Source organism: Ohtaekwangia sp. (assembly GCF_036568665.1).
Lineage (GTDB): Bacteria > Bacteroidota > Bacteroidia > Cytophagales > Cyclobacteriaceae > Ohtaekwangia.
Genome location: NZ_DATCSD010000161.1, coordinates 1 through 16,156, shown reverse-complemented (window position 1 = coordinate 16,156; position 16,156 = coordinate 1). Strand labels below are relative to the sequence as shown.

Sequence of the window (16,156 nt, the reverse complement as noted above, 5' to 3'; positions counted from 1 at the left end):
CCGGCTTCGAAAGTGTGATTCCAGTCACACTTTTTTTGTGACTTCGCTCCTTCCTCTCGGGCACCTTCTGATGGTAGTTTTGTCTTACCAAGTTGATCAACGGCAAAACATTTTCTAAACCCATTAAAAATTTAAAGTCATGAAAAAGAAAATTCTTATCATCGTTTCAAACACCAATGTGATTGGCCCGAACAATAGAAGAACCGGTAACTTTTTACCCGAAGTAGCGCACCCCTATGCTGAGTTTGACAAAGCTGACTATCAAATAGACTTTGCCAGTTTATCGGGCGACACTCCTTACCTGGATGCACTGAACCTGGCTGATGATCCTGACAACCTGAAGTTTTTAACCGGCAAAGGCTGGGCTGATATGCAAAAAGCAAAGAAGCTGGCGGATGTAGATGTAAGTGCCTATGATGCTGTTTTTGTGCCCGGTGGTCTTGCTCCTATGGTAGATATGCCGGAAGCTCCGCTGCTTAAAAAAGTGATTGCCGAAACGTACGAGCGCAACGCTGTTGTAGGAGCTGTATGTCATGGTCCGGTATCTTTACTCAACGTAAAACTGCGTGATGGTTCTTACATCGTGAAGGGCAAGAATATAGCTTCCTTTACAACAGCTGAAGAAGACAACTATGCCAGAAAGGATGTGCCTTTCGATTTGCAGACAGCCCTCACCAAACAGGGCGCTATCTTTCATGCCGCAGCACCGTGGTCGGCCAACAGTATTGCCGATGGCAACCTTGTAACCGGTCAGAACCCGGCATCTGCCAAAGGTGTAGGCGAAAAGATGGTTGCCATTCTGGAATCCAAAGTATAGATCACCTCTTCCATTGCTTCTTTCATTGCAGGGAGAAGCAATGGAATTATAGTTAACAGAAATATACCTATTACACTAGCAATCTAAATTTAAAATCATGAATCAGATACCTGTATATACCTTTGCCAAATGGCAGGTAAAAGAAGGCCAGCTCGATACGGTTCTCACGCTCCTTGCCGAGGTAGCCGAAAAAAGTAAGAAGGAAAAAGGAAATATATTTTACAAAGTGCATCAAAGTAATTCGAATGCCAACACCCTGATATTGTTTGAAGGCTATAGCGATGCAACGGCCGTAGAAGAGCACCGTAACTCAGAATACTTTCAGAACCTGGTTCTCGGCAAAATTATTCCCAATCTTGAAAGTCGCGAAGTTATTCTGGCATCTGAGTTGAATCTTGATCGTACGCTATAGGCTTTATATAGCTTTATATAGTTAGTTGCACGATGCTATGATTTATCTAATTTCACAGATATAGTTTGCATTAGCGGCATGATGCCCGTGGATGTTCTATAGAATAAACATCCAGCACATCATGCCGCTTAGCATTGTTAACTAATACTGAGGAAATTCAAGACCGATCAGCCTTCGCTGTTGACTTTGTTGGGCATACCTTACTACTTCTACAAAGCTATCCCAGTTGGAATTTTGCCACATCTTTGCAGGGTCGTCCATTTTTTTAACAATCCCGGCCCAACGATGTTCGTTACCATTGTTATAGGGAAACATGTGAATACAATATTTACCATGCTCTTTGTACGAATCAAGTTTACTTTCAAATTCTGTTAAACTTGTGCTATAAAAAAGTTCTGTAGTATAGTCAGCACTTCTGGCAATACCGATCCATTGTCTTGATCCGTTTAGTACAACATTAGAGACATACACTAATGCTCTGCCATCGTGCGCCAGTTCACTTACCTTTGCTTTAAAGGAATCCCAACCATCACTCATCCAGCAGGTATTGCCCCAGGTACCAACCTGTGCTATACCATAATATTTTATGGTACCTCCGTCATCATAGGCATGTACATGGATGAGTCGCCTTCCATGGTCATTGTGCTGCAGGTTCGCTTCTTCGATAAAACTACTCCAATTGTTGCTTACCCAGTCATGGGTTTTGTCATTCGACTTACGAAATATACCTACCCATCGTCTGTGACCATTATCTAAAAAACTGGACGCATACGTTATGGGATATCCATCACCAGCATAGGCGTTTACTTTCGTTTTAAACGAATCGAGATCATCGCTTTTCCAAAACTTGTAATCCCAATTACCAGGTACGGTAATTCCGGCCGTTGGCACTTTAAAACCCGGCCAGGTAGATTCCGGCCATATAGCTACATATTCTTTTGGAATACCCTCTGCATCGAGTCTTACCCACTTGCTGTTATTTTTAGGTGGGTCAGATTTTTCTTTATCTACAATCCATGCCTTTCGAAAAGGAAATGGTATAAGCACTCCCTTCTGAGCTCCGTAAGAACACTGCACATGGGTATGCGGACCGGAGGCTCTTCCGGAATTACCCGCTCTGCCTAACATCTCGCCTGCGCGTACAAAAGGCTTTGGATTTTGCGCTGTGGGCTTCAGTTCTGCCGGAATAGAGTGCTGCTGAAAATGCGTATAGTATACATATACATCGCCATGCTTTACCCATACGTGATTAGGATCTGGCACGGGAGACGGAGGAAATTCTCCTGTATAGGTATTGGCAGGAGTATCGTCTATAGCTTCAATAACAATTCCATCTGCCATTGCCCTGACAGGAACTCCCCATATTCTGAAATCAGCGTTTTTGGTCGGCTTGGTAATACCATCTTTATATGGACTGATATTCTCACCATTAACACTGCCTTCCAGAAATACATCGTGGGCATATATCTGCAAACCATAAGCACCTTCATTTGCCCAGTGTTCGCTACGGGTTACAAAATATTCACCACTCTTTATATCCGCTACACTAAAGGGAAACAGAAAGGCACCTTCTGTAGTGGGAGATGTATAGGGTGCCATCTCAAAATCTTTGGTTACCACCACCTCACTAAAATCAGCACACTGCACATGAATGGATATTTTCTTGGGCGCAGGATTATCGATATAGCATTGATTAAATACCTGTTGTGTACCATCAGCATCCAGATTTACCGTGCCATTACTCCAGGTGGCAGTTATATGTGGATTAATCCAGCCGTTTATATCGATCGTTGATTCACCCGGTCTGTCGTCAGGGGCAATTGCTTTTGTCACGGCTTCCATCCCTTTCTTGGGAATGTTGCTATCGGGAAAGTGAAAGGCAATGTGTGTTACCTGCACTTTCTTATTCTCGTTGTTGGTAATGCGCAGGCGCACAATAATTTTTGATCTTGCTATACCGCCATTGAATGAGGGGGCTTGAGCAAGATAACGCAGTTTGTTGTCCAGTACGGGCTCTACTGCAATAGTAAGATTGGGTTTGGGCATAATAGAATTTGTTAAAGATTATAGTTAACTGTATATAATAACCGCCAATGGTGTTCTGCTGTGAGATACTCCAACGACATGGTTTCGCTAAACTTTTTACGGGTAGATTTCTGGTGGATATCCGTTCAATAATCTCCGTTACGAGTCCGAAGTTGAAGAAACTCTGATATTGAAACATTGTAAAAAATCGTCAATCTTCCGGATATCTATTTCAGAAAGATGATAATGTTATTTGCAGGTGAGCATTGACAATATCTTATCACCTTAACTGTTATAAATGCAGGTATAATGCTCTTATATTGGTATGTTAGCAGCGACACAAATATCATGTTACTAAAAGCTTTTTCTATAGCAGCCCTTGTATTCTTCAGTTCATTTAACAATGAGCATATAAACCATGTTAACCCTGTCAACGACTGGAGTAAGATGCAACTGAAGGGGCGTGTAAAATCTATTAGTAAAGAGCAATGCAGAGTGATGAAAAAGTCGGGAGAAAAAAACTGTAAAATCAAAGAATTGATAGTCTTTAATTCCGGTGGCTATATAGTGGAAGAGCAGACCTGGGAATTCGCGCAACTGGTAGATCGCCAAAAGTATGTATATAACAATAATATTCTAACCAGGATAGAACGCCTTGATGCAAATAATGCAATAACCACTACCTACATGCTCTATTATGATCAGGATGGTAATAGAATAGAGGAGAAAATTTTCGATAAAGACAATCAACTGGAGAGCAGATATACTCATCAATATGATAAGAATGGAAGAGAAATCCAGATGGATAGGTATAACATGCACATGGGAGGAAATCACGACATGAAAGAAACCTTTGCGTACGACAACTTTGGAAATCTGATCAACCATACACAAGAACACGAGTCAGGAGACACGCACATAAAAATCAGCTATAAATATGATCAGTATAAAAAGATAACGGAAAAGACAACCAATACAGTCTATGAAAATTCAGGTAAGTATTTAACAACCATTCGCTATACATTCGATAGCCAGGGTAATGTTGTGCAGGAAGATCAGATTCAAAACAAGCGCAAAAGCAAAACAACCATAACAATGGATACAACCGGAAACTGGCTTAAAAGAACAACCACCGAATCGCGCGATACATATCTAACAACTGAGCGGGTTATTGAATACTTTTAGAAGTTAGTTGAGACTTGCTATTATTTTTTTTTACAAAAGTTATTACTGACTTATGGAAATCCTGTAACTCACGCATCCTGGAGATAGATTAACAAATTAAGTACTTCATGAGAAATATATTCGTTTCCCTCCTATTTATAATCTCGACACAATCTTTTGCACAGGTCCATGCTAACCGCCACGACAAGTTAACAAAAGATGAATTGCAGGAATTAAAAAAGAACAAAGACAAGTTTATACCTATAGATTTAAGTGACACTGTAGTGATAATAAGATATTCGGGTGAAAGACTTTTGGAAATGCAAAATAAAGCCAGAAACATTTCTTTCGCCCGGAATGGTACTGACACAACAGGATTAACAAATCAGTCGTGGCTCACAGAGAAGCAAATGGGCAAGAGCAAAACATTCGCGGAAGAAGATGCAGTCGAGTATCCACAAAAATTAAAAAAGCAGCTGAAGAAAAAGGGAATCAAATCTATAATTGTAGACGAAAACAAGCTGACACAACATCCTGCCTACTTAAATAAATACTGGTTGAAGACCACCTATATCAGTAGCCAAAAGTCACCGGAAGATAACGGCTGGATACTCACTATAACAAACATGTTCTACGATCCTCGAACAAAGAAAGACTTCGAAGTATATTTACCTCTGAATTCTAGTCTCTTCGAGCTGATCGAGTAACTATTGGAGAGATTGCAAATGTTCAAGCTCATACCGCGGCTTCCAGAGAATCAGCTTTACATAGTCGTTGTAATAGTACTTCTCTTCCGCTGTGAGTCCGAGCGTATCAGCCTTCACGCTCGCTATATGAGACAGCATCTCCTCTCTGTCTTGAGCCGAAGGCTTTTTAGTGTGTGTATGCTCGGATAGCTCATCGTAAAACGAGTTCACGTGCTCCAGCTTCTGCAGAAAGCTCTTGCTGAATTTACGAGGAATAGTATCCATCCTTAAAAACTCGAATACAATGCCACACCTGCACGCGTTTAGTATACCAGCGGGTTCGATCGGATCAACATAAAAGTTAATGTCCCTTGTAGTCGAGTATCTGAAGAGACCATCAAAGTAAACCTCATCCCCCACCTTCAGGTTTTGCAGAGAATGATATAGCGGACCATCTTCGAAGAATTTTGACTCTGAAAGACTTAGGGATGTAGTATCGGTCAACGGTATCGTTACACCAAAGTTGACGCGCTTATCGTTGCTATAGATATGAATATAGTCGACTTTACCTTTCCAATCTGTGAGAACCTTTACTGAGTCAGTGAACCGGACTACCTTTTTCCGAAGCGTTTGGGTGATGGCTTCTTTTTGATCGGGATGCTCCAGCGTGTATTCGCAGAAGCTATTAATCGTATTACCGAATGATTCCTGACTCGAATTACTGCACCCAATAACCAGCAGCAGAATTACGACAACCATCCATCCTGCTGCAGGCAACGATTTAACTTTGTTCATCTATTTATACTTTCCGGCAGGAAATATAGTAAATCAGGAAATGATTGAATAACCGCCCACAGAAATATAGCAAGGGGCTCAGGGAGTGGAACAACTAAGTTTTTACCCGGAGCAATTATTGAACAGGCATTAAGTCCGGGCATCAGAAGTTTACTTGCAATCCATCGATAAACAAAATACGCTATCATTGCGTCCCTCAGTAGTAACTGCTATCCAATAGAAGTTATAACATATTTATAGCCAAGCCCAGACATCTATACATTACGGGATATAGTATAAATATCAATGATACCACATATAGATTTACGGGTCACTTCGAAAAAGCGTCATGCAAATATCTTTATGCAAACACTATATATACCTACATTATAAAGTCTACATTCACACAAAGAGAATGCAGGCTATATGGATTTCTTTACATACTCGCAACGTCTTGAATATCTATTGGAGATTATTAAAAAAGGACAATTATTATCTCCTCATGATTTGGTGAACAAGTTCGAATGTACAGAGAGAACTATCCGAAAGATGATTGGCGATTTGCGAAGAAAAGGCTATAAGATAAAATATTCACGAAGAGAATTTAAATATACTATGGAAGAAAAAACAGATAACACAAAAAGCTAACGGAAATTTACTTTCCGCCAGGTCGTCTATTCTTGTTGCAAATATTTCTAAGCACCAAATAACAAGAGTAAATGAAAAAGTACATCAAGTATCTCAGCACGTCTGGATTAATCATCATCTTTACCTTTTGTCTCACACAACATGCAGAAGCAAAGTTCTGGGGCAAGGAGGCTGGCGAAATTGTAGCCTATCAGAATGGAACAATTTGCCAGACGGTAACTACGTACAGACTATGGATAAAAGTAAAATCAGAAACAACTTGCGGGCCATGTTGCAATTAATGCTTTTATCAACGGGCAGGAGACTCCTCTTGTCCGTTGTTATTGGTTTTGTAAGCTCTGTATGTTTCTCTCAAACTATAACCATTAAAAAAACAATCGTATCAGCCAACGATCACCAACCTATAAAACTGGCATCTATAGCCATCAGAAACACCAGTAACGGAACGTATACTGATCTTTCCGGAAGTTTTACTATAAACTGTCTCCAGTCGGATTCGCTGGCAATCTCGGCTATCGGTTATAAGAAAGCCATATATAGTTGTCTGTATATGACTGATTCAATATTTCTTGAGGAAGATGCTATACAACTTCCGGAAGTTATGGTCTCTTCAAAAGAGCAAAAGACACATGCTATTAATTTGGGATTGTATCGGGAGAAAAGATCGGGTGCCTATGCGGGTGTAAATGCTGCTGCCCTATATATAGCAAATTCAGAACAACGTCATGGCAACATATCCAAAGTATACTTCATGCTATCGAAAGTAAAATGGATATACGACCAAAAACCTCAGTTTCACAAGTTGCTCGTACGACTTAAACTGTATGAGCATACCAATCACAATGGTCCGGGAAAAGAAATTCTAGCGCACAACGTTGTTCAGGAAGTCCCGGAAAAGCGGGCTGAAATAACTTTTGATATTGATTCACTAAATATACCACTTCCTCCTGACGGCATTTTTATTGCCTTGGAATTTCTAGGATACTATAGTGATGATCACTTCAACCCCTTTAGCTCTAACGACCAGAATAAATATATTCAATACAAAGCTTCCTTCACAAATCGGTCCCTCACTTCGGCCAGTTGGATTAGGCAAGATTATGAAAATGACTGGCAACCATTTCTTACGGGATCAATGGTATATAACTTCAATTTTGGTCTGGAAATTAAATAATATCTTATAAGTAAACCCGCTCCAGATTGCTTCCGAAGCGGGCTATATATACCTACTCTTTGCAACTATACCAGCACCAATGCATACCATTTCAAGGCTTCTTCCAAATTACCGAACTGTCGTATGAAGGATCGTTTAATGAATCGGCAATGCAACCATCCTAAAATGAAACGGGCAAAATAGTAGGCAAGCTCACGACATATTGGTAGACAAAGTATATATCTTCTTCATACCGAAATAAGTATATCAATATCAGATCGCTTTCTGAAAGTCAGCTTTTCACGCGCTTGAACTTTACGTTCTTCGCTCCAAAGTTTGAAATACTAAACTCCGTGATCTCTTTTCCGGTCTTCAGAAACTCCAGATCAAAACCAAAGCTGTTTACTCCCGAAAACTTATAATCCCCTGTTTGCGTGAGCTCTATCGTGCCGAGTCGGTTGTGAGTCATAACCAGTTTATCGTCTTGCATTTTTACAGTATAACGGATAGACAATTCATCACTATAATAATCTCCTACAAGGCTCTTAAAATCAGTGCTATACTCCGGCTCATCCTGAACAGGATTTGGAGCTCTATAGGCAACAGGGTCTTTCGGTTGATTGGGAAAATACAGGTCTGTTATCTTCAATCCTGTTCTCAGAATATCATAATGTTCATCGTTGCTCAACGTAATGATTGAAACGTTACGCTGTGGAAATCTTGCCAGCCAAATCCGGAATCCTGCATCGTGCCCTCCGTGACTAAAGATGTCGAGACTATTGTATTTCCACACCAGTTGTCCTTTCGCGTGGTATGTTGTATCATTTCTGCTGGCTGACCATACAACCGGTTTGCCATTATCGAATAACGATACTTTGTTAAATGCTGCTATAAGTTTTGCATCGCCCACTTTGGGGTTATCAAAATTATTTGCCCACTTTGCCATATCTTCCGCTGTAGTAAACAAACTGGTTGGGCCAGCAGTGGAGTAATGCAATTCTTTCTTCCTATATATACCTGTACCCTTCACTTTTTCGTATGAATATGCGCGGTTCTTTACGATCTTGTGAAAGTCATCGTAGATCTGCGTATCATTCATCTGCAGCGGATCAAAGATATTTACCTTGGCAAAGGTCGCGAACGACTGTCCTGTAACCCGCGCTATAAGTTCAGCCAAAAGTGTATAGCCTGTATTGCTATAGCCAAAGGCAGTGCCTGTTTCAAAGTTCAACTGTTTTTGTTTAGCAACCAATGTCAGTATCTGCTCGGTGGTAATAACATCTTCCATACTCCAACCGGCTAATGTGAGCAGTGCCCATTGATCGCGCAATCCGCTGGTATGTGCCAGCAGGTGTTTGATCTTTATAGTTTTTCCATAATTTGGTAATTCAGGAAAGTATTTCCGGATATCATCTTCCATTGAAATCTTGCCTTGCTTCTCTAACAGGTATATAGAAAAAGCAGTAAACTGTTTCGACACCGAGGCCATGTGAAAAACAGTTTTAGAAGTGACCGGTACTCCATATTCCAGGTTGGCGGCTCCATAACCCTTTTTAAAGATGATCTTCCCTCCTTCCATAACCACCACCGAAACGCCAGGTGTTTCAGAATTATAGTTGAAGAACAAACTATCCATTTTTCTGTCAACATCTTTCGGCAGCGTCTGGGCTTTACTTGTATGGGTACTGAGTGATAGCAGCAATAGGGTTAATGCTAACAGTCTTTTCATGTTGTTTATTATTTCGTTTTGATTCGATACAACGCCCGGCATATACGCCAGGCTGAAAGTAATGCTACTACAATTCATAATTTCGAACAAATTCCTATAGATGGACAGCTTACAACGTATGACAGAATACACTATTCGCCCAATCATTGATAAATCTTATTGTAAAAAAAGCGGTCGAATATACCTTTTTAAACAAGAAATAGCACAACGCCATCACCTTGATCGGTCTGATCATGTAACTTAATACAAGGGAGTAACAAGCCAAACCTCTATCAGGTAATTGCGTACCAAAATATACCAGAATGACCTACTCCGGCATATTCATGTAAATACCCGCATTTCGCCTGGTATAGATACAGCATACATCCGGTATGGATAAAGTATAGATAAGGCATGGATAAAGCATGGATAAAGTATGAACCGTGTATGAAACTAGATTTTTGAGGGTTCATAGGGTATATTTTGGAGTAACATACCCTCCCCCAACTATCCAATTTCACCGATTGTTTTCACCTGTAATTTTAGCTACCTTGTTAATAGCGACTGGTTTATATCCTGCTGCCTGCTCTCATGGATTGGAAAGGACTCTAATGAGCAAGCATGCCTTCACGAATCACTTCGGTTCTGGCGAAGAAGGGATCGTTTATATTGAATTACCGAAATGAGGCTTCGCATGCGACTACGCAATTTAAAGAAACCCGTTATTGTAGGACTGGGCATGTTTCTCGTGTTGGCAGCCTTAACACAACTCCTGGCGTATTTCTGGTATCGATCGGCAAGGGAAACCGAGATACGAAGACTCACCAACCAGGCCAATGCCAAAAAGGAAAGAGTAATCATAACATTAAGCAATAGCCTTTCGAGTACACGAACGCTGGCGTTTATCGTGGAAGAGTATGGCGTGCCCGGTAACTTTGATAGCATCGGACAAAAACTTCTCAAAACAAATCCGCTCGCAGACGCTATCGAGTTGCTTCACGGTGGTGTTATTACACATGTATACCCTTTGCGTGGCAACGAAGCGGCCATGGGCTATAATATTCTGGATGATACTGTTCGGCATAGTGGCGCGCTCATCGCTATACGCAGAAAAGATTTCTACTTTGCAGGGCCCGTTAATCTTGTGCAAGGTGGTGTAGCCGTAATCGGTCGCCAGCCGATTTTTGTGGATGGAAAATTCTGGGGATTCGCTGCAGTGCTCATCAAATTATCCAGCCTCATAAAAGCTACAGGTATAGATATCGATAGTAATCATGATTTTCGTTATCAGCTTTCGCGTGTTCACCAGGAAGATGGGCGCGAGGAATTTTTCTTACCCGGTGGAAATATCCCGAATGAACATGACTTTGTTACTATAGAAGTTCCCAATACTGAATGGAAATTGTATGTAACTTCTTTAAAGCAAAATGAGATCTATACACATGTATGGGGATTATCGGCATTAGGACTTTTGTTCTCTATTGTAGGTGGTATATTCTCCTGGTATATAACAGTACAGCCGGAAAAACTAAAGCGACTGGTGAATCACCGAACAAGCCAGTTAATGATGGAGAAAGAACTTTCCGATTCTATCATCAATAGTCTGCCGGGTATATTTTACCTGTATGATAAGGACCGGAGATTTTTCCGGTGGAACAGGAATTTTCAAATTATATCCGGTTATTCTGCGGAAGAAGTAAAACGTATGCATCCGCTCGATTTTTTTGAGAAGGATGAAAAAGAGTTACTCCGCGAAAAGATCGATACGGTTTTCAGGGAAGGACGCGCTGATGTAGAAGCGCACCTATATACCAAAAGCAAAAAAAAGATCACGTACTACTTCACCGGCAACGTAGCCTACTTTGATGGCAAGACGTATTTGATTGGTATGGGAATAGACATTACACAACGTGTGCAGGCAGAGAAAGATATACAAGAGCTGAATGCGCAATTGCAGGCTACGGTAGAGCGCTTACAGGCAAGGAACAATGATCTGCAGCAATTCTCGTATGTAGTATCTCACAACTTGCGAAGCCCTATAGCCAGGATACTGGGACTATCCAGTATATTTCACCAGGATGCGAGTGACCATTCTATGATTGTAGAAAAAATTACAGAGGCTACCGCTCAACTTGATGAGATTGTTAAAGATATCAGCAGTATTATCTCAGCCCGTAATATTGAAGAGAAGTATGAGTATATTTTATTCAACGATGAACTGAAAAGTGTACTCAAACTTTTAAATGATGAAATCCAGAAAAGCCGGGCTGATATAGCAGTTGATTTTAGTAAGGCTGAAGGAGTTGTAACGGTAAAAAGTTATCTCAACAGCATTTTCTACAATTTACTTTCCAACGCTATCAAATACAGAATGCCGGATGTACCATTAAAAATATACATAGCAACAAACTTATATGAGCAAGGAATTTGTTTAACGGTGAGGGATAACGGTATAGGAATAGATCTGGCCAGGAATGGTGAAAAGATATTTGTATTATATAAGAGGTTTGGTCCTGCGTCTGTTCCCGGAAAAGGCATTGGTTTATGTCTTATCAAAAATCAAGTAGAGTCACTCAATGGAAAGATTGACGTAATAAGCAATCCGAACGAAGGAAGTACATTTAATATATACCTGCCCACAAGTCATGGAAGAAGCACCGCGGAGTAGTCATGTTATGCTGATTGACGATGATCATGTAACGAACATCGTGAATAGAAAGATTATACATTTTAATTATCCTTCCGTTCGCATCAGTACTTATATCGATGCTGCTATAGCACTGAAACAACTTAGGCAGTGGGCAGAAACAGATATCGCGCAACTTCCTGATCTCATCTTTCTCGACATCAATATGCCGGATATGGATGGATGGGATTTCCTCGATGAGTTTATTAAACTGCCACCCTTAGTACAACAAAGAACAAAGGTTATCATGCTCACATCATCGGTTGACATTAACGATATAACAAAAGCCCGAACCTATAAACCGGTAATCGACTTCCTCTCGAAACCACTCGACAAAGGCAATCTCAAAACTCTTATAAAGCACGAGGCTGCGTAATGAGCGCTTGGTTAATCCCGCTTTACCTTCTATCTTAATACAGATTCCTGCGTTGTTTGAATTCGAAATCATCGGAATCTACAAATCATATATACCCTGGAATAACTAAAATCATTAGCGGTGACACATCATAAAGAAGCTCGCACGATCGATGAAGTTATCGATCAACTGGAACAATTGATTCATGAATGCTCTAATACAAAAGATCGTATTGGTTATTTTGCCAGTCTCTATCATAAAGTAACGGTGCGGGTAAAGGATGCTATTCTCAAAAAAGAATTTGAAGACAACGCGCGCATGGAGAAGTTCGATGTGATCTTCGCCAATCGATACCTCTCAGCCCTTCGACAATGGAAAGAGAATGACATACCAACGGCTCCTTGGCTGGTTGCCTTTAACAATTCAAAGAAGAACTCCCGATTGTTATTACAGCATTTGCTATTAGGAATGAACGCTCATATTAATCTCGATCTCGGTATAGCAGCCGTACAGGTTATCGGCACGCAAGACATCAGGAGTATACATAATGATTTCAACCGCATTAACGATATACTCGGTGCGATGACATTTGAAGTGCTGCAAGATGTTAACCGAATATCGCCATTACTATCCCTGTTCGGGTTACATGCAACGAATGATACCATCCTTATTCAATTCAGTATTACCAACGCCCGCGATGGTGCTTGGAGTTTTGCTGAAGACCTCTCCACAAAAAAGGGTCAGGAGTTTGATGCCTGTATACTTACTCGCAGCAACACCATCAGGAAATTAGCAGACTCACTCGTTCGCCCCGCAGGCCTGGTAAAAATTACACTCGGGATTATACACCTATTCGAATGGCGTAATCCAAGAAAGATCATTCAGGTTTTGCATGAGCATAGGAAGACGTATTTGTCTTTTAGGGATTGAATGCACGATCCCCGCATTAACTTCAAACAATAAATATACTAGCGGAACCTCTCCAATAAATATCGGCCAAATTTGGTCCGCCTGAATTTAAATGTTCACCAAACTCTATTTCATTGAGATGAACTCGAAACGATAGGGTATAAAATCCTTTACTTGGTATTTTAACAATAACGGGAATCTCACATGTCGCACCACTTCTCAGCACTACAGATTTATACACAACGTTCTTTTGCTCTATCAGTTTTTCCAGATAACTGATACCATCCTTGTCAAATCGAACCTTATAAATTTCTAGGGAAGGTTTTTTCTCAAAGTTAAGAAAGGTATTTCGATTACCTTTATTTACAATTTTAATTTGAGCAACTATATAATCTTCGTCATCAGCATCAACATGCTGCTGTTTACAGTCGATTGTGATGTCTAAAACTGCCTGCTGAAATAGATCAAATTTTGCTTTTTGCCTGGCTCGAAGAGACGAGAAAGTATATAATGTCCATATAGCGCCAACGATCAATGCTAGTATGACGGTAACATTATGAACAATTTCGGTTATATTCTTCAAACCTTCATACGGCTGGGCTTGTACAAGAAAGAACATTGACGAACAACTAGAGATTTTAGGAAAAAAATAAACTTCAAACTATAGCATCGATCTTTCTTAAGGTATATTGCCAGTAGCGGTTGTCTGTCCCTTATCAGTCTTTCCAGAAGTAACTGTAACACCTAAGACGTAATGCCCCGCAGGAAGCTTAGGTTGACTAACTCTCTTCTTTAATTGCAGCGTATAAAAACCTCCAGGGCCTTCAGTAGCTTTACTGATGGTACGCTGGTCAACAGACGCGTGATTAAGGCTTGCTAACATATATACTTTAAAATTAGAAGGCTTTAGGCCAACCGCAGGAGCACCGTCAAAGGACGTTACAGATACCACGACCAGGAAATCATCAAATAGTGGACTTCCGGCCGCTGTTACAAGAAGCAATGACATATTTTTTTGTTTTAAATTGATGACAACTCTAAAGTATACTTCATATAAAAAGCCCATCCACCGCTTCTTCAAGCGATCGATGGGCTCTATATATACGAATATAGTAATTTCTAATTGCTTGTCAATATAGTGAACAAAAAATATATAGTATAAAAGGGATTGACATCCTCGTCAATCCCTCATGCACACTTTATAGTCTTGTTTTATCTTTTTTAGATTTTGGTTTTAGTGCCCAGGTAATTCTGCCTACCTGCAGGTTTCCGTACGACTGCCCTATAGCGATGTGGTGCATGCCATGCTCGTAGCCTTTGCCTCCGGATACTACAAACTGGCATTTAAACTTCGCTCCTTTTGGCAACACCATGTTGCAAAGCTTGATCTTTCTCAGGTGTGGTAACAGTACACGCGCTACTTGTTTCTTGCGATCGATCTTTACTTCTATACCGCGCAGGTTCATAAAGGCAAACAGATTATAAGGCATCTCTAGCCAGAGGTTGGCATCTTTGGGCAAGGCACGCATCAACTCTATATCAAATGCTCTTCGTTTATCAGGAGCACCAGTAATGTAAAACTGCATCGTAGCGTTCGGCTCGTTCGGATCGACATCTACTACGTTAAAGTTTCGCCAGGTAACATTGTTATAGTTACGAATGAAGTTAGTAAAATCATTCCAGTCAAAATTTCCCGGTGATGGTATAGGCGGTGCTCCATCCTGCGGATGATTCAGTATACCTACAAAGCAATAATGTCCTTCACCCGGTATAGAAGCAGCAGGCCAGGTTATAGCATCGGTAACTACCATGGTATCGCCCACCGGAACATTAATAGGATTGGATGTACCGATCAGGTTCCACATATCGGGTGTAACGAGTGTGGCCACTTCACTCCAATATACCGTTGAGGTAACACCGTTGGCAGCGCTTCCACCCCTGTTCTTTATACGGGTATATATATAGTTATCTTGTCCGGCTTCCACAGTAGAGCCAAGTGTGTTGGAGTTCTCTGTTCCGCTGCCTTCACCAAAGGCCGTTGTCGGATTAGCTACTGCGTTAGGAGTAACAATAATATCAGGACTTGCACTAATAGCACCAATGCTGGGCACAGCGCCTATATCTCCTACAAAATCGCGCAGGTATACATCGGCTGTGATCTCCAGCGTATTTTCAATAATAGCCCGCAGGTTCGGCATTATACCTATATTTCCGGCAACGCCACCTCCCTGTGGTGTACCCGTTGCCGGATCGGATAACAACGTGCGCATTTGCAAAGGCGACAGTAATGTTAGCGCAGTAGCTTTATACATACCTTGCAGGGTTAGTGCGGCACCAACTATAATAGGCGAAGCTCCACTTGTGCCTCCAAAGGTACTGGTATAGTCATCGTTGAGTGTAGCTGTGCCATCACCTCCCAGTGAAGTCATCGAATCGCGATTGCTATAGCCTGCTGTAACTATATCTTCTCCCCACGCATAGCAATCTATACGCGAACCGAAATTGGAGAACCACGCTCTGTCGTGCGGTGTAGTAGCAACCGATGCACCCACCATGATAGCACCGGAGTCGCGGAAATTTATACTGCCCCGGTTGAGTATCGTTAATCCACCGCCATTGGTCCAGGCATCGAGATCTGTATCGCCATTACCCGCGGCTTCTACCACTACTATACCATTGGCTACTGCCAGCCTGATCGCATCAAAGTCGGCACTATCCGTTTCTGTTGGCAGGAACGATCGTTGCACTTCCAGCAAGAGTACATCGCCCGCATTCATGTTTGTTATAGCTGATACAATGGCATCAGCCACATGTAACGC

At 41.2% G+C, this 16,156-nt stretch carries 16 protein-coding genes; 10 read left to right on the top strand and 6 right to left on the bottom strand.

What is annotated here, in order from left to right; all coding sequences use genetic code 11:
• Positions 1-139: 139 nt before the first annotated feature.
• Both VIN08_RS09355 and VIN08_RS09350 read left to right on the top strand, forming a co-directional pair.
• Entirely contained in the window at positions 140-817 is a 678-nt protein-coding gene (locus VIN08_RS09355; RefSeq protein WP_331963608.1) for a type 1 glutamine amidotransferase domain-containing protein, read from the top strand.
• 97 nt (positions 818-914) lie between these two features.
• The gene (locus VIN08_RS09350; protein ID WP_331963605.1) at positions 915-1,229 is read left to right on the top strand and encodes a putative quinol monooxygenase; all 315 of its coding nucleotides are present in this window, start codon (positions 915-917) and stop codon (positions 1,227-1,229) included.
• 141 nt (positions 1,230-1,370) lie between these two features.
• Here VIN08_RS09350 and VIN08_RS09345 read toward each other — a convergent pair whose 3' ends face one another.
• On the bottom strand, positions 1,371-3,275 hold the full coding sequence (locus tag VIN08_RS09345) for a M23 family metallopeptidase (RefSeq protein ID WP_331963602.1): 1,905 nt from the start codon (positions 3,273-3,275) through the stop codon (positions 1,371-1,373).
• Positions 3,276-3,602: 327 nt separating this feature from the next.
• Between VIN08_RS09345 and VIN08_RS09340 the strand changes: the two genes are divergently transcribed.
• Positions 3,603-4,439: a hypothetical protein gene (locus VIN08_RS09340; RefSeq protein ID WP_331963599.1), complete on the top strand. Its 837-nt coding sequence runs from the start codon at positions 3,603-3,605 to the stop codon at positions 4,437-4,439.
• 299 nt (positions 4,440-4,738) lie between these two features.
• Positions 4,739-5,125, top strand: a complete 387-nt coding sequence (locus VIN08_RS09335) for a hypothetical protein (RefSeq protein WP_331963596.1) — start codon at positions 4,739-4,741, stop codon at positions 5,123-5,125.
• Here VIN08_RS09335 and VIN08_RS09330 read toward each other — a convergent pair whose 3' ends face one another.
• Positions 5,126-5,899: a hypothetical protein gene (locus VIN08_RS09330; RefSeq protein WP_331963593.1), complete on the bottom strand. Its 774-nt coding sequence runs from the start codon at positions 5,897-5,899 to the stop codon at positions 5,126-5,128. It abuts the gene before it with no gap.
• Positions 5,900-6,304: 405 nt separating this feature from the next.
• On the opposite strand from VIN08_RS09330, the gene VIN08_RS28625 reads away from it, so the two are divergent.
• The 3 genes from VIN08_RS28625 (at position 6,305) to VIN08_RS09320 (ending at position 7,700) form a co-directional block, all read left to right on the top strand.
• Positions 6,305-6,526, top strand: coding sequence for an HTH domain-containing protein (locus tag VIN08_RS28625; protein WP_414693267.1), 222 nt, complete (start codon positions 6,305-6,307; stop codon positions 6,524-6,526).
• 71 nt (positions 6,527-6,597) lie between these two features.
• Positions 6,598-6,807, top strand: coding sequence for a hypothetical protein (locus VIN08_RS09325; RefSeq protein WP_331963591.1), 210 nt, complete (start codon positions 6,598-6,600; stop codon positions 6,805-6,807).
• Positions 6,759-7,700, top strand: a complete 942-nt coding sequence (locus VIN08_RS09320; RefSeq protein ID WP_331963588.1) for a carboxypeptidase-like regulatory domain-containing protein — start codon at positions 6,759-6,761, stop codon at positions 7,698-7,700. Before VIN08_RS09325 ends, VIN08_RS09320 begins: the two co-directional genes overlap by 49 nt.
• 271 nt (positions 7,701-7,971) lie before the next feature.
• Here VIN08_RS09320 and VIN08_RS09315 read toward each other — a convergent pair whose 3' ends face one another.
• Complete coding sequence (locus VIN08_RS09315; protein ID WP_331963586.1) at positions 7,972-9,408, bottom strand: serine hydrolase domain-containing protein; 1,437 nt, start codon at positions 9,406-9,408, stop codon at positions 7,972-7,974.
• Positions 9,409-10,081: 673 nt separating this feature from the next.
• On the opposite strand from VIN08_RS09315, the gene VIN08_RS09310 reads away from it, so the two are divergent.
• The 3 genes from VIN08_RS09310 to VIN08_RS09300 all read left to right on the top strand — a co-directional run bounded on the left by VIN08_RS09310 (position 10,082) and on the right by VIN08_RS09300 (position 13,358).
• Positions 10,082-12,055: an ATP-binding protein gene (locus tag VIN08_RS09310; RefSeq protein ID WP_331963583.1), complete on the top strand. Its 1,974-nt coding sequence runs from the start codon at positions 10,082-10,084 to the stop codon at positions 12,053-12,055.
• Complete coding sequence (locus tag VIN08_RS09305) at positions 12,033-12,449, top strand: response regulator (protein ID WP_331963580.1); 417 nt, start codon at positions 12,033-12,035, stop codon at positions 12,447-12,449. The genes VIN08_RS09310 and VIN08_RS09305 overlap by 23 nt, the downstream gene beginning before the upstream one ends.
• A 120-nt stretch (positions 12,450-12,569) precedes the next feature.
• On the top strand, positions 12,570-13,358 hold the full coding sequence (locus VIN08_RS09300; RefSeq protein WP_331963577.1) for a DUF5995 family protein: 789 nt from the start codon (positions 12,570-12,572) through the stop codon (positions 13,356-13,358).
• Positions 13,359-13,380: 22 nt separating this feature from the next.
• On the opposite strand, the gene VIN08_RS09295 is transcribed toward VIN08_RS09300, so the two are convergent.
• From VIN08_RS09295 to VIN08_RS09285, 3 genes are all read right to left on the bottom strand, one after another.
• Complete coding sequence (locus VIN08_RS09295) at positions 13,381-13,956, bottom strand: hypothetical protein (protein ID WP_331963574.1); 576 nt, start codon at positions 13,954-13,956, stop codon at positions 13,381-13,383.
• 60 nt (positions 13,957-14,016) lie between these two features.
• On the bottom strand, positions 14,017-14,418 hold the full coding sequence (locus tag VIN08_RS09290) for a hypothetical protein (RefSeq protein WP_331963572.1): 402 nt from the start codon (positions 14,416-14,418) through the stop codon (positions 14,017-14,019).
• A 118-nt stretch (positions 14,419-14,536) separates the two neighbouring features.
• Positions 14,537-16,156: S8 family serine peptidase (locus tag VIN08_RS09285; RefSeq protein ID WP_331963569.1), on the bottom strand; the 1,620-nt coding region annotated here is incomplete at its 5' end.